General features: G+C 43.3%; 25 protein-coding genes and 1 other annotated feature. Of the genes, 3 read left to right on the forward strand and 22 right to left on the reverse strand.

Annotated features, from left to right (window positions below):
- Nucleotides 1-148 precede the first annotated feature (148 nt).
- The 13 genes from queA to nadB all read right to left on the reverse strand — a co-directional run bounded on the left by queA (nt 149) and on the right by nadB (nt 12,917).
- Nucleotides 149-1,177: a tRNA preQ1(34) S-adenosylmethionine ribosyltransferase-isomerase QueA gene (queA, locus tag ISX45_RS11185; RefSeq protein WP_194518990.1), complete on the reverse strand. Its 1,029-nt coding sequence runs from the start codon at nt 1,175-1,177 to the stop codon at nt 149-151.
- A 29-nt stretch (nt 1,178-1,206) separates the two neighbouring features.
- Nucleotides 1,207-1,413 carry a DUF2905 domain-containing protein gene (locus ISX45_RS11190; RefSeq protein ID WP_194518991.1) on the reverse strand — a complete coding sequence of 69 codons (207 nt, stop codon included), beginning with the start codon at nt 1,411-1,413 and terminating at the stop codon, nt 1,207-1,209.
- The gene (ruvB, locus tag ISX45_RS11195; protein WP_181554545.1) at nt 1,410-2,411 is read right to left on the reverse strand and encodes a Holliday junction branch migration DNA helicase RuvB; all 1,002 of its coding nucleotides are present in this window, start codon (nt 2,409-2,411) and stop codon (nt 1,410-1,412) included. Before ruvB ends, ISX45_RS11190 begins: the two co-directional genes overlap by 4 nt.
- Nucleotides 2,412-2,424: 13 nt before the next feature.
- Entirely contained in the window at nt 2,425-3,030 is a 606-nt protein-coding gene (gene ruvA / locus ISX45_RS11200) for a Holliday junction branch migration protein RuvA (protein WP_181554546.1), read from the reverse strand.
- Nucleotides 3,031-3,146: 116 nt separating this feature from the next.
- Nucleotides 3,147-3,602, reverse strand: coding sequence for a BofC C-terminal domain-containing protein (locus tag ISX45_RS11205; RefSeq protein ID WP_374058287.1), 456 nt, complete (start codon nt 3,600-3,602; stop codon nt 3,147-3,149).
- 653 nt (nt 3,603-4,255) lie between these two features.
- Complete coding sequence (locus tag ISX45_RS11210; protein WP_181554547.1) at nt 4,256-4,993, reverse strand: YebC/PmpR family DNA-binding transcriptional regulator; 738 nt, start codon at nt 4,991-4,993, stop codon at nt 4,256-4,258.
- A 118-nt stretch (nt 4,994-5,111) separates the two neighbouring features.
- Nucleotides 5,112-5,843: a YhcN/YlaJ family sporulation lipoprotein gene (locus ISX45_RS11215; RefSeq protein WP_407649632.1), complete on the reverse strand. Its 732-nt coding sequence runs from the start codon at nt 5,841-5,843 to the stop codon at nt 5,112-5,114.
- Nucleotides 5,844-5,954: 111 nt separating this feature from the next.
- Nucleotides 5,955-6,695 (reverse strand): NAD(+) synthase, encoded by a 741-nt coding sequence (nadE, locus tag ISX45_RS11220; RefSeq protein ID WP_181554548.1) that lies wholly within the window; start codon nt 6,693-6,695, stop codon nt 5,955-5,957.
- Nucleotides 6,696-6,730: 35 nt separating this feature from the next.
- Nucleotides 6,731-7,675, reverse strand: coding sequence for a phosphotransferase (locus ISX45_RS11225; RefSeq protein WP_181554549.1), 945 nt, complete (start codon nt 7,673-7,675; stop codon nt 6,731-6,733).
- A complete protein-coding gene (gene safA, locus ISX45_RS11230; protein ID WP_194518992.1) occupies nt 7,668-9,143 on the reverse strand; it encodes a SafA/ExsA family spore coat assembly protein in 1,476 nt (491 codons plus the stop codon). The genes ISX45_RS11225 and safA overlap by 8 nt, the downstream gene beginning before the upstream one ends.
- 261 nt (nt 9,144-9,404) lie before the next feature.
- On the reverse strand, nt 9,405-10,508 hold the full coding sequence (gene nadA, locus ISX45_RS11235) for a quinolinate synthase NadA (RefSeq protein WP_194518993.1): 1,104 nt from the start codon (nt 10,506-10,508) through the stop codon (nt 9,405-9,407).
- A 13-nt stretch (nt 10,509-10,521) separates the two neighbouring features.
- Complete coding sequence (nadC, locus tag ISX45_RS11240) at nt 10,522-11,361, reverse strand: carboxylating nicotinate-nucleotide diphosphorylase (protein WP_181554552.1); 840 nt, start codon at nt 11,359-11,361, stop codon at nt 10,522-10,524.
- Complete coding sequence (gene nadB, locus ISX45_RS11245) at nt 11,361-12,917, reverse strand: L-aspartate oxidase (protein ID WP_194518994.1); 1,557 nt, start codon at nt 12,915-12,917, stop codon at nt 11,361-11,363. Before nadB ends, nadC begins: the two co-directional genes overlap by 1 nt.
- A gap of 101 nt (nt 12,918-13,018) precedes the next feature.
- Between nadB and ISX45_RS11250 the strand changes: the two genes are divergently transcribed.
- The 3 genes from ISX45_RS11250 (at nt 13,019) to ISX45_RS11260 (ending at nt 15,223) form a co-directional block, all read left to right on the forward strand.
- Nucleotides 13,019-14,152: an IscS subfamily cysteine desulfurase gene (locus tag ISX45_RS11250; RefSeq protein ID WP_194518995.1), complete on the forward strand. Its 1,134-nt coding sequence runs from the start codon at nt 13,019-13,021 to the stop codon at nt 14,150-14,152.
- A gap of 6 nt (nt 14,153-14,158) precedes the next feature.
- On the forward strand, nt 14,159-14,698 hold the full coding sequence (locus ISX45_RS11255; protein ID WP_181554555.1) for a transcription repressor NadR: 540 nt from the start codon (nt 14,159-14,161) through the stop codon (nt 14,696-14,698).
- A gap of 63 nt (nt 14,699-14,761) precedes the next feature.
- Nucleotides 14,762-15,223: an NUDIX hydrolase gene (locus tag ISX45_RS11260; RefSeq protein WP_194518996.1), complete on the forward strand. Its 462-nt coding sequence runs from the start codon at nt 14,762-14,764 to the stop codon at nt 15,221-15,223.
- Between the two features lie 157 nt (nt 15,224-15,380).
- Here the strand turns inward: ISX45_RS11260 and pheA are convergent, their stop codons facing one another.
- The 9 genes from pheA to ISX45_RS11305 all read right to left on the reverse strand — a co-directional run bounded on the left by pheA (nt 15,381) and on the right by ISX45_RS11305 (nt 21,762).
- Nucleotides 15,381-16,229, reverse strand: a complete 849-nt coding sequence (gene pheA, locus ISX45_RS11265) for a prephenate dehydratase (RefSeq protein ID WP_181554557.1) — start codon at nt 16,227-16,229, stop codon at nt 15,381-15,383.
- A gap of 19 nt (nt 16,230-16,248) precedes the next feature.
- Nucleotides 16,249-16,692, reverse strand: coding sequence for an ACT domain-containing protein (locus ISX45_RS11270; protein WP_323744636.1), 444 nt, complete (start codon nt 16,690-16,692; stop codon nt 16,249-16,251).
- A gap of 25 nt (nt 16,693-16,717) precedes the next feature.
- Nucleotides 16,718-18,004 (reverse strand): GTPase ObgE, encoded by a 1,287-nt coding sequence (obgE, locus tag ISX45_RS11275; RefSeq protein WP_194518997.1) that lies wholly within the window; start codon nt 18,002-18,004, stop codon nt 16,718-16,720.
- A gap of 28 nt (nt 18,005-18,032) precedes the next feature.
- The gene (locus tag ISX45_RS11280; RefSeq protein ID WP_181554559.1) at nt 18,033-18,572 is read right to left on the reverse strand and encodes a sporulation initiation phosphotransferase B; all 540 of its coding nucleotides are present in this window, start codon (nt 18,570-18,572) and stop codon (nt 18,033-18,035) included.
- A 345-nt stretch (nt 18,573-18,917) separates the two neighbouring features.
- Nucleotides 18,918-19,208 carry a 50S ribosomal protein L27 gene (rpmA, locus tag ISX45_RS11285; protein ID WP_181554560.1) on the reverse strand — a complete coding sequence of 97 codons (291 nt, stop codon included), beginning with the start codon at nt 19,206-19,208 and terminating at the stop codon, nt 18,918-18,920.
- Nucleotides 19,209-19,223: 15 nt separating this feature from the next.
- Complete coding sequence (locus ISX45_RS11290) at nt 19,224-19,556, reverse strand: ribosomal-processing cysteine protease Prp (RefSeq protein WP_181554561.1); 333 nt, start codon at nt 19,554-19,556, stop codon at nt 19,224-19,226.
- Between the two features lie 10 nt (nt 19,557-19,566).
- Complete coding sequence (gene rplU, locus ISX45_RS11295; protein ID WP_181554562.1) at nt 19,567-19,875, reverse strand: 50S ribosomal protein L21; 309 nt, start codon at nt 19,873-19,875, stop codon at nt 19,567-19,569.
- 14 nt (nt 19,876-19,889) lie between these two features.
- Nucleotides 19,890-19,970 (reverse strand) — a sequence feature (ribosomal protein L21 leader region).
- A gap of 168 nt (nt 19,971-20,138) precedes the next feature.
- The gene (locus tag ISX45_RS11300; RefSeq protein ID WP_194518998.1) at nt 20,139-21,005 is read right to left on the reverse strand and encodes a site-2 protease family protein; all 867 of its coding nucleotides are present in this window, start codon (nt 21,003-21,005) and stop codon (nt 20,139-20,141) included.
- Nucleotides 20,998-21,762 carry a M23 family metallopeptidase gene (locus tag ISX45_RS11305; RefSeq protein WP_194518999.1) on the reverse strand — a complete coding sequence of 255 codons (765 nt, stop codon included), beginning with the start codon at nt 21,760-21,762 and terminating at the stop codon, nt 20,998-21,000. The genes ISX45_RS11300 and ISX45_RS11305 overlap by 8 nt, the downstream gene beginning before the upstream one ends.
- Nucleotides 21,763-21,853 lie beyond the last annotated feature (91 nt).

Raw genomic sequence — 21,853 nt, forward strand, 5'->3', positions numbered from 1 at the left:
AGAGCGATTTGCGACGCTTTGTCCCCGCTGCGGGAGGATACAATTGTCTATCACTCGGCAGATCACAGGACGTAGCAAGAGCCGAATTGAGCCTCCTTGCTAATCCTCTAACGCCTTTCGGTGGGGAGGCGGCTCACCTCCGCTTCTCTTAAATAATCAACATGGCATCACCAAAACTAAAGAAACGATAGCGTTCTTTTACTGCCTCTTCATAAGCATGCAAGACGTTTTCTCGCCCGGCGAGCGCGCTGACAAGCATAATCAACGTCGATTTTGGCAAATGAAAATTCGTCACCATGCCATCAATCGCCTTGAACTCATAGCCCGGATAAATGAATATGCTCGTCCAGCCGCTTTCAGCGACAAAAGTACCGTTATGTCTTGAAGCAATCGTTTCTAACGTGCGCGTCGTCGTCGTGCCGACAGCAATAATACGTCCGCCTTGCTGTCTCACTTCATTTAACAATCTCGCCGTTCCCTCTGTCATTTGATAAAATTCGGCGTGCATATCATGCTCTTCAACATTTTCGACATTAACAGGGCGGAATGTGCCGAGACCGACATGAAGCGTAATAAACGCGATATGTACTCCTTTGGCACGAATATCGTCAAGAAGCTGTTCGGTAAAGTGAAGTCCTGCGGTCGGTGCCGCCGCTGAGCCCCGTTCGCGAGCATACACAGTTTGATAGCGTTCGCGGTCGTCTAACTGCTCTTTAATGTAAGGCGGGAGCGGCATTTCTCCAAGCGCCTCTAGCACTTCATAAAAAATTCCTTCATATTCAAACTCAAGCACACGCCCCCCATGTTCGAGCGTATCGACACATGTCGCTCTTAACCGCCCGTCACCAAACAAAATCGTCGTTCCTATCTTCACACGTTTCGCAGGCTTCACTAACGTTTCCCAGCGATCACCTTTCACTTGTTTTAATAACAGCACTTCAATGTTTGCCCCTGTATCTTCTTTTTCTCCATAAAGGCGCGCAGGTAATACGCGCGTATCATTTAATACAAGACAATCTCCCTCACGTAAATACGATAAAATCGCACGAAAGGTTTCATGTTTGATCGCGCCCGTTTGTTTATCAAGTACCATCAATCTTGACGCTTCGCGATTCGGAAGCGGTGTTTGCGCAATTAACTCTTCTGGTAAATCAAAATCAAATAAGTCTACTTTCACAGTAGCTCACCTCTTTTTTGCAGTTATGTTCAACGAAACCGACTAAGCACGTAAAAAATGAATGATAACACGACGCTTAACACAATCGACGTGACAACCGGAAAATAAAATGTCGTATTTCCTTTTCGAATAATAATATCTCCAGGAAGTCGACCTAGTTTAATAAACTGCATAAGAAACCCAATGATAATCAATACAACCCCGATCACCATAATTGTTTTTGGAAGGTTATTCATTTTTCTGGAACCTCCATTCCAAAATGCTCATAAGCAAGACTTGTTACGATGCGCCCGCGTGATGTTCGCTGTAAAAAGCCGATTTGCAGCAAATACGGTTCATACACATCCTCGATTGTCTGTGCCTCTTCGCCGATCGTAGCGGCAATCGTGTCGAGCCCAACCGGCCCGCCCATGAATTTTTCCATAATCGCTTTTAATAATTTATGGTCAATATGGTCTAATCCGAGTCGATCGACTTGCAATAGCTCAAGCGCTTCTTGGGCTAACGCAAACGTAATCGTTCCATCGCCGCGCACTTGGGCAAAATCGCGAACGCGCCGCAATAAGCGATTGGCAATGCGCGGTGTTCCTCGCGAACGCCGTGCAATTTCAAATGCCGCCTCTTCTTCGATGCCTACCTCAAGAATATCGGCAGTTCGTTTGACAATTTGCGCCAATTGCGCTGGGGCGTAATATTCCAAACGGCTTAACACGCCAAAGCGATCACGAAGCGGAGCCGATAATGCCCCTGCTCTCGTCGTGGCACCAACGAGTGTAAACGGCGGAAGATCAATGCGAACTGAACGCGCCGTTTGCCCTTTGCCGATAACAATATCTAAACAATAGTCTTCCATCGCCGGATACAGCACCTCTTCTACTGAGCGTTGCAGGCGATGAATTTCGTCAATAAACAACACATCGCCGGGCTCAAGGGAAGTTAAAATCGCCGCTAAATCACCGGGACGCTCAATCGCCGGGCCAGCGGTAGTACGGATGTTACCTCCCATTTCATTAGCAATAATCGTTGCCAGCGTCGTTTTCCCAAGCCCTGGCGGACCGTATAAAAGCACATGGTCAAGTGTTTCCCCGCGCATTTTCGCTGCTTCAATAAATACTTTTAAATTATCTTTTACTCCATCTTGTCCAATATATTCGTGTAAAAATTTCGGGCGGAGACTATATTCAAGTGAAACGTCTTCGCGATGAGCATCACTGGAGACAAGACGCTCTTCCATTCTCCTCCCCTCCCTATTTTAATAATTTTTGGAGCGCTAGCTTAATATATTGATCGGTGGACAGATTTTCTTTCATTAATGACGGCATCACTTTTTGAATTTCCCGTTCTGCATATCCGAGCACTTTTAACGCCTCAATCGCTTCCTCAAGCGCCGATAATTGCGGAGAAAGCGACTCTTCGTGTGAAGTAAACAAATCTGGAAAAGCGTCTGGAACGACCGATTGCAGCTTACCTTTTAAATCAAGAATCATTTGCCGTGCCGTTTTTTTGCCGACACCCGGAAATTTGCATAAAAACTTTTCATCTTCCTGTTCAATCGCCTCAACAAGCTGCCGCGGTTGCCCAGCCGCTAAAATCGCCAGTCCCCCTTTTGGCCCGATGCCGGAGACTTGCAAAAGTTTCGCAAACAATGTTCGTTCTTCGCGCGTGCGAAATCCGTATAAGGCGATCGCATCTTCCCGCACATATTGATATGTATAGACCGTCACGATTGTATCATGACTTTTGTGAAACGAAAACGGATTTGGAGTGAAAATTTGATACCCTACTCCATTGCTTTCAACAACAATATATTCAGGACAAACATAATCGATATATCCACGGATAAACTCAATCAAGACCGTACTCCTCTCCTTTTTCTCACTGCTTTTCATTGTACCATACAATGAGAAAAAAGCGAATGTATATTCCTCTTTGTCCAAAACAAAAAGACCTATCGTAGCGATAAGTCTTTTTACGGCATCAGCGCAAAATGCCGGTATGTTTCAATAATATCTTTATACTGCGATTTCGAAATGACGCGAATCCCTTTTTTTAATTGTTCATGTTGCCGGCTTTCTAACTTTTTGATGTCAATTTGGAAAAACGATTGAATGACGCGCGATGATTTATTGGGCTTTCCTTCAAAAATGGACAGCGTTCCGTTTTTCGTCAGCCCAAAATACCCATTCGCTTTTAAAAGAGGCGAAATGTCATTGATCGTTTTTTGAAAGACAATTTGCTCGTCATCCATATCGACAAGCTGCCATCCTTCATATTTTTTCCATATATCTTTCATAGAGACAACTGTTTCTTCTCTAATTTCTTCACTGACTTCCCCATCTAAATACATTCGTTCTAAAATTACATTCATTTTCACGGGGGACGGCTCCGCGAAAACATTTGATGTGGAAAGCAGCCATACGATCATCGCCATAACATAAATGGAATGAACTCGCACCATCTCTTCCCCTCTTTCAAGGTAAAAATAAAATCTACTTCTATTTTCACCAATAAAAGAGGTTTTATCCATTCCCTTCTAATCTTTTCAGTCACTTTTCGCTTAATTTCTCCATAGCTAAGCGCTCCCAATCAAAGAAACTTAAGCCATCCGTGCTCAACATCAAATTTAAACTTCTTTACATGTGTACAAGGATTTTACTTTGGAGAAAGATCCCCTTCTTCTACACAGTAATTAAATAGGGAGCGCAAATACTGTTGATGTATGTTTCTTTTCTGCCTTTGTTTTTTAGATACATCATATACGCTTTAATATGTGATGACTTGACCTCTTCAACTTCTTCAAATTGCCACTCGTTCTGTAGATACTTAATAAATGCCTTATTATTGTTTTTATCGTTTGCCCTGTATAATTCTTGACTTGGATGTAATAAAGAAATTCCTGCAACACCTCATGTAAAAGCATAAAAAATCCATCCTTTGCATAAAAAGTCAATTTCTTATGCATTGGATGGATATCGTAACGCGGGATGATGATTTTTAGAATGTATGTCATCATCCATCAGATTTTTTGGATGTTTTAAGCGGAAATAAGGACATAACACGTTGATATATCAACAATCATTACTCAATCCCTGACTCATCTAAATTATGATATACTTCCTGCACGTCATCGTCGTCTTCAAGCGTGTCGATGAGTTTGAGCATTTTCGTTAAATCGTCGCCGGTTAGCGTCGTGTATGTTTGCGGAATCATGGTAATTTCCGCACTCACAAATGTAAAACCGTTCGCTTCCAGCTGATTTTTGACGTCTTCGAACGTTTCTGGCGCTGTATAAATTTCAAATGAGTCCTCAGTTGTTTCCATTTCTTCCGCGCCTGCTTCGATCGCTTGAAGAAGCATTTCGTCTTCATCAATGTCAAGTCCTTCTCTCGCGATGACAAGCAATCCTTTTCGGTCGAACAAGTAGGATACGCAGCCTGTTTCACCTAGGTTGCCGCCGTTTTTCGAAAACGCTACACGCACGTTAGAGGCAGTCCGATTTTTATTATCAGTTAAGCAGACAACCATGACTGCAACGCCACCCGGACCATATCCTTCATAGCGAATCTCTTCATAGTTCGTATTGTCTTGATTTCCTGTTGCTTTTTTTATAGCGCGCTCAATGTTTTCATTCGGCATATTGGCCGCTTTCGCTTTTTCGATGACAAGGCGTAAGCTCGGATTAGTGCTCGGGTCACCTCCGCCCATTTTTGCAGCGACATAAATCTCTTTCGCTAACTTCATAAACAGTTTTCCGCGCTTTGCATCTTGCGCATTTTTTCGGCGTTGAATATTCTTCCACTTAGAATGTCCAGCCATTCTAAATTTCTCCTCTCATCACACGAAATTTCCGATATTACTATACCAAAAAAACACGAAACGGTAAAATTTCATCAAGAAGGGATGCCCTATAACAAGTGGCATCCCTTATATGATTTTATCGATGGTTAGCTGGACGCTCAATAATTTGCCCGTTATAGAAAATTGTTTTTAAATCCCGTTCAATTTCTTCAGACGGACGTCCATAGCGAATGTTATTATCAATCACCCGAACGCGATTGTACATGCTTGGATTTGACACAACGCGCACATGTTTTCCCTTTGTATATGGCGCAATCGCTTTGGACACTAATCGTTCAACACGATTCGTGTCTTTTTCGTTCGTTGTAATGGCGACTAACACATGGTCGTTATAGACAAGGGCACGCGCATCCCCAACTTCCTTTACCGTAGCAGCGCGGCGAGCTACTGTTTCTGCTAGTCGTCCATCATAATGTTTATAATACGATGGATGCGTTTTCGCGTTCATTGAGTTTAAATGTCCATGATAATTTCGGTCTGCATCACCGAAATCATCATCAAGCGGAAGAGCTGGTGTTTCTGTATCAAATCCAGTGAGACCTGGAATACGCGTGCGGTTGTTATCCGTACCTAGAAAATCCGTTATTGGGCCGCTTTGACCATTCAATATATAAGCATTATCATAATTTTCACGGTTCGTTCCGTAACGACCGTAGCGATATTGATCGTTTAAGCGGTCAGTGGAATAATACCCGATCGGGCGGGTCGTATCGTTATATCGCGTATTGTCATTGTCTGCATAATTTGCACACGCAGCGAGTCCTCCGGCAAGGCAAACCATCCCAATTGCTGTCATTACTCTTCTCAACGGAAAAAACCCCCCTTATTTGCCTTCGAACGAGGTCAAAGAAACTTCCTTTGACCTATCCTTAGCTTGGCAAATAAGCGGGGATTTTATCGCTGTTAGTTAGCGGTAAGACTAGAATTTTGGCGGCGCAATCGCTAATTGACGTTTATGATGAGAGCGGTTATGTAGGCGTTCAATAATTTGTCGGTCCTTTTCAGGGATTTCTTCGCCTTTTAAATATTTATCGATCATCTCATATGTTGTTCCCATTTCACTCTCATCTGTTTGTCCTTCCCATAATCCTGCGCTTGGCGCTTTCGTAATAATTTCTTCAGGAACGCCAAGAATGCGTGCCATTTCGCGAACTTCTCCTTTAGTAAAATGAACGAGCGGCACTAAATCGACTCCGCCATCACCATATTTTGTAAAATATCCTGTATGCCACTCCGCCGCATTGTCGGTTCCGACAACGATGTAACCATAATTATTGGCAACAGCATACAATGTTGTCATTCTTAAGCGTGCTCGCGTATTCGCATCACCTAACCGTGCTGCTTCTTCGTTCCACTCGCCTTTTTCTTTTAACTGCTTTTCAATTTCGCGAAATAACGTTTGATGCGTTTCCGTTAAATCAATGACAAAATGCTTAATTCCGCAACTTTCAACAACTTTTAAGGCATCTTCCTTATCTTTCGGATTGCTTTTACACGGCATAATTAATCCTAACGAGTTGTCAGGAAATGCTCGCTTAATGAGATGAGCTACAACTGCGGAATCGATTCCGCCACTAATTCCGACAATCGCGCCGTTAAGCCCTGCATTTGCCACTTGTTCACGAAGCCATTCAATCAGTTTTTGAATTTTCTCTTCCATCATTCGACTTCCTTTCACGAAAAATGACATATACGTTATCTTATCATATGAACGATTTTTTGGACAAACTGTTTACGTTCATGAAAATAGGGAATCGTCCACAGCCTGTTGTTTTGTAAAATAATTCGCCATTCACGCATAATATCTGCAGGAAAAAGAAGTGCATGCAAAAACCATGGCTTTGTTAACCATAAGGAAAACGGCGGAAATTCCTGCAAACGATCCATTGACCATTGTAAATGCGGTAAAATGCGACTCGCGTACTGCAAATAATCAATACTTGACGGCGCAATAACAATTAAATCATAGTCAATTAAGTATACCGTTCCTTCCTCTGTCCGTAAAAAATTGTGGGACGCAACATCTCCGTGGATAATGGTCACCGCTTCTTCTGCTAAAGAAGGAGCAAATCGCGAAAAAGAATGCAGGAAATATTGGGCGCATTCAAGAATAAAAGCAAGCTCTTCCTTGTCCATCACTCGTTCGATGAACGGCAAATGAGAATAGAAATAATGATAACGCTGCCACCATTTCTCGTACAAATGATAATGAGGAAGCGTAGCTCGAAAAAACGGAATGTTGACTAATTGCTCAGTAAACGTATGATACTTCATCAATAAAGTCAGACCGTCACGAATATCACTTTCATAAGTGAACGATAATCGTTTCACATGGGGAATGTAGGTTTGTAATATCCAGTACGCTTGTTGAAACGTAAAAATTCCGTTCTGAAATGTCGTCGTTCGTATCGAGGGAGCGTTGGAAAACCCCGCTTGATTTAATGAATGAAGAAATAACAGCTGCCGAGCCGCTTCTGAAAATGTTTGATATCCCTTTAATATCCACTTCCCTTCATCCGTATGAACGAGCCATACTCGCGGCTTTAAAACAGTAAGTTTCTCGAGATGCAACCCATATTCCGCCTCAAGAAGAAAAGAGAGACGATCAATGGTATCGTCTCTCCCGTTTCTATTAGTCATGTTCGCTGCTCTCTCCATATTCGGGCATCATAAATAATTGCTGTGGAGCTGGCGGAAAATACGGTTGCCCCGGCGCTTGTGTAACGGGATATATAGATGGTTGCTGTTGTGTTGGATAAACAGGAAACGGTTGTACCGGATATGTTGGGACAGGATAATGAGATGGAGCAGCCGGCATATACGGCCCTTGATAAGCTGGCGGATACCATCCATACCCAGGCATAATCGGTGTAACAGGTACGCACGGTGTTGTTGGATAAGGCAACGGTACAGGACTCTGTACTTGTGGCGGTACATTTTCTTTTGTCTCTGGGCTTATATTCGATGCTGCTACATTGGGCATCGGTGATATATTCGGTGATATATTTGGTGATATATTGGGTGCTGCTACATTAGGCATTGGTGGTACGAACTCCGACGATTCACTGCTGCTTTCATGAATACCCGGAAACTGATGTGAACTGCTTTCCATCAATCCCGGCATCGGCGGCTGTGGATACGGCGGATATCCTCCTATTGGTGAGATTGGCGAATAATAAAATCCGTGCCCCGGTAAAACAGGAGTAACCGGAACGCATGGTGGTTCTTGCAATTGAACATTCGGCTGTACCGGTATCCCATATTGCGGTGACGTTTGTTGCGGCATTACCGGAACATAAGGAATTTTTGGCAACTCCGGCGGCTGTTCATGATCTATATCTTTTTCTTTTTCTGCTTTTATTTCCGCCGGACTTTCGAATTCTGTATCATGCTTCATAATGCCTGGTAAAATATTTGCTGGCTTTGGCGGAAGGGGCGGCAAATTCGGTATGACATTCGAAAAATTGACATTTGCTTGAGGAGATACTGGTGGAATCGTATGCGTGAGCGGTGATACATTCACTATTTTTTCCAAATCTTTTTGAGGTTCTTTATTCGTTTCTAATGGTTTTGGCGCTTCATTAGTGATTTTCGATGGACTTTCATTGACGACTTTGTTCTCCTTTGGTATCTCGTTGATATTTTCTTTTGGTACTTTGTTCACTGCTTCTTTTGGCGTTTCTTTCGGTTCCTCGTTTATTACTGATTTTGGTGTCTCTTTGATGTTTTCTTTCGGTATCTTATTCACTGCTTCTTTCGGCGTTTCTTTTACATTTTCTTTTGATGTTACTTGGGTTGGCGGATTGACGTTAATATTCGGAGAGACCTCCGCTTCGATGTCAAACGAAACAAATGGTTTCACATTGGCATATGGATGTTCTATATTCGGCACTTCTTTCTTCGGAGCGATATTAATTTTTGTCTCTTTCTTTTGCATTTCTTTTTTGACAGGGACTCCTGCTGTCGGCACTTTAATTTTCATCCCCGGCATAATCATATCCGGATTGCTTAAATGACCGTTCATTTTCTTCAATTGTTCAAAGTCGACCCCATATTTTTGCGCAATCTTCCAAAGCGTGTCGCCTTTTTGCACGATATGGATTTTCACTCCGTTCCCCTCCTACACCCAAACTCTTTGCATTGTATTTCAGCTTCAGCTTGTTGTCACCATGATCCTTCAACACAACTTATGAACGAAACGATGATTTTATGATAAAAAATTAACAAGGCTTGATGGAAATGCTCCATCAGACCTTGTTTTACTTTAACTCCTTAAAGCGAAGCATAGGGTAAGAGAAATTCATGAAATCCATTCTCTTGCTTGGAGAACATTTGGCTTTGAGAGCGATTCGTAGCACTTCCGCTTTTCTTATGCATGGGCTAACATTCGTTCAAGCGCTTGAACGGCATCTTTGGCGATGGAAGATGGAACGGTAATTTGGTTGACGATTTTGCCTTGTTCTAATGATTCTAACGCCCAAAGTAAATGCGGCAAATCGATGCGATTCATCGTTAGACATGGACACATATAAGGATTTAACGAAATGATCTCTTTGTCTGGATGTTGTTGAATGAGCCGGTTGACTAAATTCATTTCTGTTCCGATCGCCCATTTGCTTCCCGCTGGTGCGTTTCGAATTGTTTCAATAATATATTTCGTAGAACCTGCGTAATCCGACTGCTGAACAACCTCCCAGCTGCATTCCGGATGAACGATAATGTTCATATCTGGCTTTGTTTGGCGAATGTATTCAATATTTTTAATAGTGAAATTTTCATGAACAGAGCAATGCCCTTTCCAAAGAATCACCTTGATTCGTTTCACATCTCCTTTATATTCAAGTGAGTCGGTGAGCGGATTCCACACAGCCATTTCATCGAGACCGATTCCTAGCTTATACGCAGTGTTTCTTCCTAAATGTTGATCCGGCAAGAAAAAGATCCTCTCTTTTTGCGTCAATGCCCAAGCAACCATTTTTTCTGCATTGGACGATGTAACAGTGGCTCCGCCATGACACCCGACAAACGCTTTAATAGCCGCTGTTGAGTTTACGTATGTTAATGGCAAAATCGTATCCCCAAATAGCTCCTGCAAAATCGGCCATGCCCGCTCGACTTGTGCCAAATCCGCCATATCGGCCATCGAACAGCCTGCTCGCATATCAGGTAAAATCACCTTTTGATGATCCCCTGTTAATATATCCGCTGTTTCTGCCATAAAATGAACACCGCAAAATACAATATATTCCGCTCTATCGTTTTTCGCTGCGACTTGTGCAAGCTGCAATGAATCTCCGGTCGCATCGGCAAATTGAATGACCTCATCCTTTTGATAATGATGTCCCGGAATAAACAACCGTTCTCCAAATTTTTCTTTAATGGCACGGACACGCGCTTCCATTTCCTCGACACTCATCGTTTTATAGTCTTGTGGCATGTCATCATGCTGTTTCATCATTTCTAACACATTCATCGTTTCTCTCCCCCTATTTCCATCCTTCAATATTAAAGCTAATATCTAATGCTTTCGCTGAATGGGTTAATATTCCTAACGAAATATAATCAACACCCGTATTTCCGTATTGCGCAAGATTTTCTAACGTAATTCCTCCAGACGCTTCCGTAATAATCTGTTTAGGAACAAGCTGGACAAACTCACACACTTCCTCTGGAGTACGATTATCAAACATAATCACATCTACGCCCGCTTCAACCGCTTCTAGCACTTGTTCTTTCGTTTCTGTTTCCACTTCAATTTTGATCATATGGCCAAGCTTGCCGCGAACGGCTTCTACCGCTTTTGTAATCGAGCCGCAAAAGGCAATATGATTATCTTTAATCATCACTCCATCATACAGACCGAAGCGATGATTATAGCCGCCTCCACATGTGACTGCATATTTTTCTAACATTCGTAACCCTGGCGTTGTTTTTCTTGTATCGCAAATGCGTGTGTGTGCGCTATTTAAAGTCGTAACAGCGCGATGGGTTAATGTTGCGATTCCGCTCATTCGCTGTAATAAGTTTAAAATGACACGCTCGCCGGTTAGTAATGGTGCAATCGGACCAGAAACCGTAGCGATGAGTTCTCCTTTTTTCACCTGTTCGCCGTCCTTCTTGTGCAAAGTGATTTCTATCTCCCGGTCTAACAGATGATAGCCTGTTGCGATGATGTCCGTTCCGGCTAAAACTCCTTCCTCTTTCGCCAGAAACTCCCCTGTTGCTCGTTTTTTGTTCGGAAAAATCGTTTCGCTTGTCACATCACGATCACCGATATCTTCTAGAAAAAATTGCTGCAACATTTGCTGTAATTTCATCGTATTCATCATTTTTCCCCCCACACTTTGGCCATAAGTTCCTGTTTTACCCGCAAAATGCGCCGTTGTTGCCAATTTTCATCTGCATGTGGATAATCATGCCGATAATGCCCTCCGCGGCTTTCTGTTCGCTGCAACGCAGAAGTTGTGATTAACCATCCTGTAATGAGCATATGGATGATCGTGATTTCTTCTAACTTGAAGTCGTCGACATTTGTGTTGACGAAATCGGGAATTGAAAATTGCTCAAACCATTGTTTTGCATATGTTAAACGTTGTTCGTCTCTGACGATTCCGACATAGTGCATCATGATTGTTTGAATTTGCTGTTTCGTTGGCAGTAATTTTCTGCTTTTTTTCACAAATCGATTTTCCAGATGCTCGTATGTGATCGTATTTTGCTCATGCTGCCGTAACGTTTCTGCTACCCGTGCGCCAAAGACGATTCCTTCAAGCAGCGAGTTGCTCGCTAAACGGTTCGCACCGTGAACTCCTGTACAAGCCGCTTCCCCTACTGCATACAAGCCCGGTATAGACGTTTGCCCGCGACTATCAACTTGAATGCCGCCCATGAGAAAATGGGCTCCCGGTACCACAGGAAGCTTTCCTGTCTCAATGTTGATTCCATAAGATTTGCATAGCTTCGTAATGGCCGGAAATCGCTCCGGAAAATTAGCGATCTTAGAAATGTCTAAATATACGCGATTTCCTTTGATGATCTCCCCATGAATCGTTCTGGCAACAATATCGCGAGGAGCTAAATCCTGTTGCGGATGGACATGTTCCATCAGTCTTGTTCCATCTTCGGTGACTAGCACCGCTCCTTCCCCGCGCACCGCTTCTGAAATAAGGCCGACCGCTTTTCCGTCAACAAAAAGCATCGTTGGATGAAATTGAATAAACTCCATATCCGTAATAACCGCACCTGCGCGATAGGCTAAAGCAATGCCGTCACCAGTAACGGTCGAAGCGTTCGAAGAAAATTCGTACATCCCCGTACATCCCCCCGTCGAAAGAACGACGGCACTCGCGTAATGAGCCGCTATAATCCCAGAGTGATTTTTCGTTTTTACTCCGATACAGCGGCCGTTATGAACAAGTAACTCAATGACACATTCGTCTTCAATGATCGTCACGTTCCCGCGCAGCTGCTCCAACAGAAACGAAACAAGCGCTCGCCCTGTTTGGTCGCCTCCTGCATGCAAAATTCTTCTGTGTCGATGTGCCCCTTCGTTTCCAAGATGAAATCGTCCATCTTTATCAGTGTCGAATTGTAAGCCAGCAGCAATCAGTTCGCGAATCCGTTTCGGACCTTCTTTAACGAGCGTCTCAACTGCTCGCTCGTCGTTATGGTAACCACCCGCGATCATCGTATCTTCATAATGAAACCGCCAGTCATCTTGCTTGGAAAAAGCCGCGGCCACTCCCCCTTGAGCCAACCACGAGTTACTTTCTTCCTTTTTGGATTTTGTGAAAATTATCACATTTCGATATTCATGTAAGTGCCATGCAGTCACTAAAGCGGCTATACCGCTTCCGACAATAATGACATGTTCTTTCGGCATACAGGTGCCTCCTATTTTTTAACTGTCTTGACACCTATATTGACATATATTTAAACTGATGACAAGAGTTTTCTTAATCATTTTAAAAAGGAATGATTTTGATGATTTATTTCGATTACGCCGCAACAACACCAATGAGCAAAGAAGCGCTGCACGCTTATACCGAAGCAGCAACATCCTACTTTGGCAATTCGAGCAGCTTACACGATATTGGCAGCGCCGCGAATCGCTTGTTAGGCATTTGCCGAAAAGAACTCGCGGCACTCATTCATGGTGACGAGCGTGGAATTTATTTTACAAGCGGGGGTACCGAGTCCAACATTCTCGCCGTTCATTCGATCATTCAAGCACATCGTCATAAAGGGAACCATCTTATTACAACCGCGACTGAGCATGCCTCGTTGTATCATTTGTTCCAACAGCTAGAAACAGAAGGATATGACGTAACGTATTTACCGGTTGACCGGTTTGGACTGATCGATATCGAGGAACTCGAACATGCGATTACCCCAAGAACAATTTTCGCCTCAATTCATCATGCTAATCCCGAAATCGGAACCGTTCAGCCAATTCAAGAAATCGGAAAACGATTGCGCCAACATGGGGTCATCTTTCATAGCGATTGCGTCCAAACCTTTGGTAAAATACATGTAGATGTCCAAGCAATGTGTATCGACAGTCTTTCGATTTCTGCTCATAAAATTTACGGTCCAAAAGGAGTCGGAGCCGTTTACATCGATCCGCGCATAAAATGGAATGCTTGCTTTCCAAACGCCACGCACGAATACGGCTTTCGCCCGGGAACGGTCAATGTTCCGGGAATCGCATCGTTCGTCACAGCGGCGCAACATATTTGTGCCGATCTCATCAACGAACAAACAAGGCTCGAACAATTGCGGCAATACTTTATTTCTCTGATTCATGAAAAAAGATTGCCCATTACAATCGAAGGGCATCCAGAAGCCCATTTACCGAATATTATCGGTCTTTCTGTCCAAGGAATCGAAGGACAATATACGATGTTGGAGTGCAACCGCCATGGCATTGCAATTTCTACCGGAAGTGCTTGCCAAATAGGAAAACAGGCACCTTCTCGAACAATGTTGGCGATTGGAAAAGAAAAAGAAGAAGCAAAGCAGTTTGTGCGCATTTCCTTTGGAAGATTCACAACTGTTGCGGAAATCGATCGACTTGTGGCCGTACTAGAAGAGATTTGTCAACATAGAAAGGGGTAGAAACGATTGAAAGAGGAGAAGAAAATTTTAGGAGAACAGCGGCGCAAGCTCATTTTGCAGTGGCTCAAAGAAAGTGAACAGCCATTAACAGGAGCGGAATTGGCAGCGAAAACAAATGTCAGCCGTCAAGTGATTGTGCAGGACATTTCGTTGTTGAAAGCGCGTAATGAGCCGATTATTGCGACAAGCCAAGGCTATTTATACCTTCCAACCAACGTCCCACACGAAACATATACTCGTGTCGTTGCTTGCTATCATGCTCCGGAACAGACAAAAGAAGAGTTGCAGCTTATTGTCGATCACGGCGTTACCGTCAAAGATGTGAAAATCGAACATCCCGTTTACGGTGATTTAACCGCTTCCGTCATGGTCAGCAACCGTCTGGAAGTGGAACAATTCATTCAAAAAATTGAGGAAACAAATTCCTCTTACTTATTACAGCTTACCGACGGTACCCACCTTCATACGCTGGAAGCGGACTCCATCGCCAAGCTCGACGCGGCCTGCCTTGCCCTCAAAAAGGCTGGGTTTCTGATTGAATCATGAAACGAAGTCCCTTACATTTATAGTAAGGGACTTATTTGTTAAACCAATGGAAAGGAGAACGAAATGGGATACATTGAAGAACTTCGCTCCCTTGTCGGACATCGGCCATTAATCTTAGTCGGTTCATTGGTGATTATCAAAAATAAAAACGGTGAAATATTGTTACAACAACGAAAACATCCGCATGGCTTCTGGGGACTTCCGGGTGGATTGATGGAATTGGGGGAATCCACAGAAGAAACGGCACGGCGTGAAGTGTTAGAAGAAACTGGGCTGACAATAGGAAAATGCAAAATGATCGATGTTATTTCAGGAGCTAATAACTACGTGAAGGCAGCCAATGGAGACGAATTCTATATGGTCACCATAGTGTACGAAACGAACGAATTTCTCGGAGATCTGCACATGGACCCTAACGAATCATTGGATCTTCGCTTTTTTCATGTCGAGCAACTCCCAAAACAAATGGTACAGAGCCATCAGCGCATTTTATACAAACATGTAAAAACATCCCCGCAGCCGTGATTATTTTCACAGCCGGGGATTTCCTTTCATCTGAAGCTATGACCGATTTTGTACCCACGATAAAAACTATCTTTACACATCCATGTTTCGCTGTTCACCTTTTTGGCAAAACAAACAGCACTTTGATTTCAAAGATGTTTGCCGTTTATGAACGTTTTTAAACAATATAGTATGGATAACTCCCTAACACTTGAACGGTGCAGTCAAGTGCTTCGAGTTCAGCAATCGCTCCGGGGATGAGTACGTCGTCCATTTTTTGATCAATGTCAATGATAAAGAAGTAGTTGCCTAATCCGGTTTTAGCGGGACGGGATTCGATTTTTGTTAGGTTTAATTTTCGCCATGCAAACGCAGACAGCACTTGATGAAGAGCTCCAGCTTGGTCTTTCGGAAGCGTGATCATCAAAGTCGTTTTATCACCAGCATATAGCGGCGAATCAATCGTTAACTCCTCATTTTGTCTACGGACAATAATAAATCGTGTATGGTTATAATCGTAATCGTGAATATTTTCACGAACAATCGTCAAGCCGTATTCTTCCGCCGCTAGCCGATTGGCAATCGCGGCGATATGAAGGTGAGGGTGTTCACTAACAAACTTAGCGGCCGCACTTGTTGATGTCATATACACATACTTCGCTTTTTTAAAATGGGTATGTAAAAATTTATGGCATTGCGCAATAGCATGAGAATGTGAATAAATTTCTTGCACGTCTTTCCAACCGTTCACATGATAAGGGTGCACCATTAAATGTTGTTGAATCGGGGCGATAATTTCCCCGACAATCGGCAATGATTGCTCATGAATAAGGTAGTCGATCGTTAAATTGACTGAGCCTTCCAGCGCATTCTCAAGCGGTACCACCCCTAATTCCACTTTCCCATGACTCACAGCATCAATACATTCGGGAATCGTATCGTACGAAATTTTTTCTGCCTGTGGAAACATCGTTGTGACTGCTAAATCGGTAAATGTTGCTTTCGGTCCTAAATAACCAATTTTCATCATTTGCCTCTCCCTTAACTTAGTACGCCCCTGAACCAACGATTTCTACCTTTTCGACGAATTCTAGACAGCGCAATTTTGCTAGTAGGTCGTCAATGTCCTCTTGCATATCGCTTGTGCTAATGGACAAAGTTACATTCGCGCGGCCTTGAAGCGGAATCGTTTGATGAATGGTTAACACGTTGCATCCAGCCCCCGCGACAATAGCAAGCAGCTTCGACAACGTACCGGAACGGTCTTCCAAATGGAAAAATAACGTCACAATGCTTTCTTTAACAACTGCTTGAAAGGGAAATACCGCATCGCGATATTTGTAAAACACGCTGCGGCTTACATCCACTCTTTGCACTGCTTCGGCAACGGAATCAACTTTTTTTCGTTCTAACAATTCTTTTGCCTGTAATACTTTTCGCATCGCTTCTGGCAATACGTCTTCCCGCACTAAATAAAATTTTTTATCCAACAGACCGCGTCCCCTCCCCGCTGAATTAATCGATAAATTCAAATTCATAGTCCAACAATTTGACAATATCGCCGTCTTTTGCCCCGCGTTCCCGCAACGCATCATCGACTCCCATCGCCCGCAATTGCCGTGCAAAACGACGAATGGATTCTTCTCTTGAAAAATCGGTCATCTTAAACAATTTTTCGACCTTTTCTCCCGACACGATAAACGTTCCATCACTATCACGCGTGATTGTAAACGCTGGCGCTTCTTTTTCCAGTTTATACACCACGCGCTGCACAGCTGGTTCTTCCACCTCATGAAGCGGAAACTCCGGCGTTGTCTCAAGAAGATCAGCAATGGCAAACAACAAATCACGCAGTCCTTGTCTTGTAATGGCAGAAATCGGGAAAATCGGTACGTATTCTTGCAGTTTTTCTTTAAAAGCCTTTAAATTTTCTTCGGCATTTGGCATGTCCATCTTGTTGGCGACAATAATTTGCGGCCGCTCTGTTAAACGCAAATTATATTGCTTTAGTTCCTCGTTAATCACTAAATAGTCTTCATACGGATCGCGTCCTTCGATCGCCGCCATATCAATAACGTGAACAATGACACGTGTTCGCTCAATATGACGCAAAAATTGGTGACCAAGCCCAACACCTTGGTGAGCTCCTTCGATTAGTCCCGGTAAATCGGCCATGACAAAGCTGCGGCCATCTTCCGTTTCAACGACCCCTAAATTAGGAACGAGCGTCGTAAAATGATAATCCGCAATTTTTGGCTTCGCTGCGGAAACGACAGAAAGAAGCGTTGATTTTCCGACGCTTGGAAAACCAACTAACCCGACATCAGCTAGCAGCTTTAATTCAAGAATGACATAACGTTCTTCTCCCGGTTCCCCATTTTCGGCAATTTCCGGAGCCGGATTGGCCGGTGTCGCAAACCTTGTATTTCCACGTCCACCACGGCCTCCCTTAGCAACGACAAAACGCTGGCCGTTTTCTGTCAAATCGGCAATGACTTGTTTCGTTTCGTCATCAATAACGACGGTTCCCGGAGGAACTTTGACAATTAAATCTTCGGCATTTCTTCCATGCTGATTTTTCGACATCCCATTTTCGCCTTTTGCCGCTTTAAAATGGCGCTGGTAGCGAAAATCCATCAGCGTCCGTAACCCTTCATCGACGACAAATACAACATCGCCGCCTTTTCCACCATCACCGCCGGCTGGACCGCCTTTTGGCACATATTTTTCGCGGCGGAACGCCACCATTCCGTTTCCGCCGTCGCCACCTTTGACATAAATTTTTACTTGATCGACAAACATGCTTTTTCCTCCGATCTATTCTTGATGCTTACAAGTCAATCTTTATGAGCACGGTCATTTCTTCATTATGTATATGAAAATGATCAATATGAATCGCGATTCCTTTTTTATGCTCTTCAAGCCATTCCTTAACTGCGTTCATATTCTTTATTGTTCCATTGTAATCAAAAAACAATCTGATTTCTCTCTTGGCAACTTCAATAGAAATCTCTAAATAATTTTCCCTATTTATATCCGCTTGTTGCTCAATAACAGCAAAAAACGAGCGGCACCATTGTGTTAACTCCGCATCATGGGAGGATAAATCACATTCATCCCCGATCACTTCGTATTCTAGTACAACACATCGCGCTTCCCAATTGTATGTCATTAGCATCTCAGCAAAGCGCGCTGCTTTTAAATTTGTTAGTTTCGTTTCATGTTGCATATCACGAACGATTTCTTCAATAATGTCATTGACCCGTTCGACCTTGTTGAGTGCCAAATTCCCTTTAATGAGCTGAATTTTATTTAACCAATCATGTCGGGAATGGCGTAGCACATCCAATATACTCCATTGTTTCTCCATGTGTGGCGCCCCTACTCATTCGTTTTTAGCAAAATTATACCAAATGATAAATAAAACGGCTAGTAAAGAAGAGCGGAGGAGAGTATCTAATGCCGTAAAGAAATGTTCTTCTGACCGAGAAGTGCTTGCATTTTAAGAAAAGAAGAGGCGGGCCAGTTTTGCTTAAAAGCTGTTCACGTCCTGTGGGCGGCGGAAAAATGCGCCTTCCTAGCTTCCTCGAATTCAGCTGAAATGTTTCCCGCCTCGAGAAGAAGGTTATCGGGCAAAAGAAAGCTGGCTGCTGAAGTGCTGAAGCTAGACAAAAAGAAAACCCTAACCAAAAGGTTAGAGTTTCCCAACGCTCACTTATGCTTCTTGTGTGACAGGATAAACGCTCACTTTTTTGCGGTCACGGCCAAGACGTTCAAAGCGAACGATACCGTCGACTTTCGCATAAAGTGTGTCATCGCCACCACGACCAACGTTTACACCTGGGTAAATTTTTGTACCACGTTGACGGTAAAGGATGGAACCGCCTGTGACGAATTGACCGTCAGCGCGTTTTGCGCCAAGGCGTTTCGCGATAGAATCACGACCGTTTTTTGTAGAACCTACACCTTTTTTCGATGCGAAAAATTGAAGATCAAGTCTTAACATGTATGTCACCTCCTGTTATCGTTGAATAATGCGAATATATTTCCCGTAATCTCTCTCAATCGTTTGTAAAGAAACGAGCATCGCTTCAAGGAGAAGCTGGACTTTTTCTTCGATTGCCGGGTCTTCAATAACAGGAAGCTCGCAACGAAGATAGCCGCCTTCCTCCCCTTGCATGATACGCGGTTGAACGTTCGCCAGCGCAATGATGGAATTCACCGCGCCAAACGAAACGGCCGATGCTCCAGCACAAACGATATCTTGTCCACGTTCCGCGAAATTCGCGTGACCTTTCATCGTAAACGCTTGGATTTTTCCTTCGTCTGTGCGTTCAATTTCTACCTTTATCATCGCTAGTGTCTTACGCGTTAATTTTTTCGATGACTACTTTTGTGTAAGGTTGACGGTGACCTTGTTTACGACGATAGTTCTTTTTCGGCTTATATTTGAAAACGATGATCTTCTTTTGACGACCATGTTTTTGCACTTTCGCCGTTACCGTTGCCCCTTCGACCGTAGGATTGCCAACTTTTACAGTCTCGCCACCTACAAATAACACTTTGTCGAATGTCACGGTTTCGCCTTCTGCTACGTCGATTTTTTCGATGTAAATTTCTTGACCTTCTTGAACTTTAATTTGTTTACCGCCAGTTTCAATAATTGCGTACATCATTGCACCTCCTAACATAGACTCAGACTCGCCAGCAACGAGGCGTTTCGCGATTGCGAAAGCTTGGAACCTGCGCTGAGCGGTTGTAGTACGGGTGCTGCAAAGACGAACCTTTGCACCGCCTTTTGTCCGTTTAGCTGAACGGTACAAAATTTTCTACAACACGAGAAATAGTACCATAACTAAACGAGAGCTGTCAATATGTTTGACTGCTCTCATTGACATTGATATTATAAAATTTTCCTATATATTAGCCAACCGGCTCATATATTATATATAAGGTTTCCTACCTGTTCGTCGGTTTGCCGTTCGGTAAAAAAAGCATGAAGAAGTTCATTTTCATCAAGGGTCGCTTGCTTTTTGTTATTTTTCACAACGACAATCGAATGTTTTTGACCGCGATAAAATTTTTGCAGCACATGTAGAATCGGTTCTGTTTCGTCAACGGTAATCGGCTGCAATTTCATATAGTCACCTCTTTTTCCATAATAGCGCTCAAGTAAAAAGCGCATGACAACATAGTGACGATGACGCCATTCCTTCCATAAAGAGACCATGAGAAAGAGAACAATAACCCAGAGATCGAGTTGGGACGGTTCAATAAAAACAATTGCTATTACCAAAATAGCCAGTACCCCAAACGAACAAAAAACCATTTTTTCATGCGCTTCACTAAATGGAAGATGGCGTGCCAATGCAAGAAACAATAGCTTCCCACCATCCAATGGCCAAATCGGTAATAAATTGATGAGAAGTACGGCGATGTTATCATGGACAAACATCCTCCATCCCTCGGTTGTGATCATGCCGCTTTTCCATAGAAGAAAGGCAGCTCCTAAAAGCCAAATATGCTGTACCGGGCCGGCAAGAGTGACAACCAACTCTTCGTGAAACGGACGATTCCCGTGCTCTTCCACTTCGGCAACACCGCCAAACGGTAACAACAATATTTGTTTCAGGCGCCATGAAAAAAAAAGAGCGGCAACAGCGTGACCGAGCTCATGAATAAAGACAATGAAAAATAGCAGAAACAATTGTTGAAAATGGGCAGTCACAACGGCAATTCCGCTCATGAGCCATAGCAGCGGATGAATATGGATTTTTGTCAGTACCGATACATACTTATTCAAAGGAAATCACCTGAATTGGATCAATAAAGTGATCCCCTTTTTTAATCGCAAAGTAAAATACCCCTTTTGTATTGTCGGCATTATTCATCGCTGTTCCGACTTCTTTCCCCGTTTCCACGAAATCATAGAGTTTCACGGCAATCTTTCCTAAGTTGCCGTACCATGATTCGCTTCCGTCAGCATGCTGAATAATGACGGTTTTGCCGATCTTGTCTTTTGTTCCGGCAAAAACCACAATGCCTTCGTTCATTGCTTCAACCTTTGCGTTACTTGTCGTTTCCACCATAACCCCCTGACCGTTTTTTTGGAAGTTTTCAAGCACACGTCCTAAAGCAGGAATCGCATACTGTTTCGTTTTTGAGGCGTTTGTGTCTTTTTTTTCCGTTGGAAATAATGCCAGCGGCTCCCCGAATTGTTTTTCATACCAATGGGACACAGCAGCAAATTGAAATTCTTGTTCCATCGTCTTTTTAACAAAATCTCTTGCCGGTTCTAGCGTTGTTGATGGATGTTTAAATAAAATTGCCGTCACTAATACAAGACAAACAGAGAAAAGCGTTTTGAAAAGAAATACTTCTTTTCGAAACAGAGGGTGCTTTTCATCCAACGAGTAACGGTCATATGTAATGACCGGTTGTCCGTATCGCTCTTCATCCGTTACATCAAATAGGGCTTGTCGTGGTGCTTCATAATGATTCTGCCGATCCCGTCTTCGTTTTTCGATTCGCTTGCGAATCTCTCGAGCACGCTTATTCATCCATCTCTCACCATTCCCTTACAACGTAGTTTGTACTAGTTTATTAGACAACCTATGAATATATGATAAAAACCCCTACTAACCTAGTTAG

This window comes from Thermaerobacillus caldiproteolyticus (genome assembly GCF_015326725.1).
Lineage (GTDB): Bacteria > Bacillota > Bacilli > Bacillales > Anoxybacillaceae > Thermaerobacillus > Thermaerobacillus caldiproteolyticus.

Coding starts and splice junctions, on each gene's coding strand:
- nadA (WP_194518993.1), bottom strand. CDS start 10,508: ATGAATGTGTTAGAAATGATGAAACAGCATGATGACATGCCACAAGAC.
- ruvB (WP_181554545.1), bottom strand. CDS start 2,411: ATGGAAGAGCGTCTTGTCTCCAGTGATGCTCATCGCGAAGACGTTTCA.
- ISX45_RS11290 (WP_181554561.1), bottom strand. CDS start 19,556: ATGATAAAGGTAGAAATTGAACGCACAGACGAAGGAAAAATCCAAGCG.
- nadE (WP_181554548.1), bottom strand. CDS start 6,695: ATGGAAGAGAAAATTCAAAAACTGATTGAATGGCTTCGTGAACAAGTG.
- ISX45_RS11190 (WP_194518991.1), bottom strand. CDS start 1,413: ATGAATAACCTTCCAAAAACAATTATGGTGATCGGGGTTGTATTGATT.
- obgE (WP_194518997.1), bottom strand. CDS start 18,004: ATGTTTGTCGATCAAGTAAAAATTTATGTCAAAGGTGGCGACGGCGGA.
- ISX45_RS11225 (WP_181554549.1), bottom strand. CDS start 7,675: ATGACTAATAGAAACGGGAGAGACGATACCATTGATCGTCTCTCTTTT.
- nadB (WP_194518994.1), bottom strand. CDS start 12,917: ATGCCGAAAGAACATGTCATTATTGTCGGAAGCGGTATAGCCGCTTTA.
- ISX45_RS11280 (WP_181554559.1), bottom strand. CDS start 18,572: ATGGAGAAACAATGGAGTATATTGGATGTGCTACGCCATTCCCGACAT.
- ISX45_RS11210 (WP_181554547.1), bottom strand. CDS start 4,993: ATGGCTGGACATTCTAAGTGGAAGAATATTCAACGCCGAAAAAATGCG.
- ISX45_RS11250 (WP_194518995.1), top strand. CDS start 13,019: ATGATTTATTTCGATTACGCCGCAACAACACCAATGAGCAAAGAAGCG.
- nadC (WP_181554552.1), bottom strand. CDS start 11,361: ATGAATACGATGAAATTACAGCAAATGTTGCAGCAATTTTTTCTAGAA.
- ISX45_RS11305 (WP_194518999.1), bottom strand. CDS start 21,762: ATGAATAAGCGTGCTCGAGAGATTCGCAAGCGAATCGAAAAACGAAGA.
- ISX45_RS11205 (WP_374058287.1), bottom strand. CDS start 3,602: ATGATCGTATGGCTGCTTTCCACATCAAATGTTTTCGCGGAGCCGTCC.
- ISX45_RS11260 (WP_194518996.1), top strand. CDS start 14,762: ATGGGATACATTGAAGAACTTCGCTCCCTTGTCGGACATCGGCCATTA.
- pheA (WP_181554557.1), bottom strand. CDS start 16,229: ATGAAAATTGGTTATTTAGGACCGAAAGCAACATTTACCGATTTAGCA.
- rpmA (WP_181554560.1), bottom strand. CDS start 19,208: ATGTTAAGACTTGATCTTCAATTTTTCGCATCGAAAAAAGGTGTAGGT.
- rplU (WP_181554562.1), bottom strand. CDS start 19,875: ATGTACGCAATTATTGAAACTGGCGGTAAACAAATTAAAGTTCAAGAA.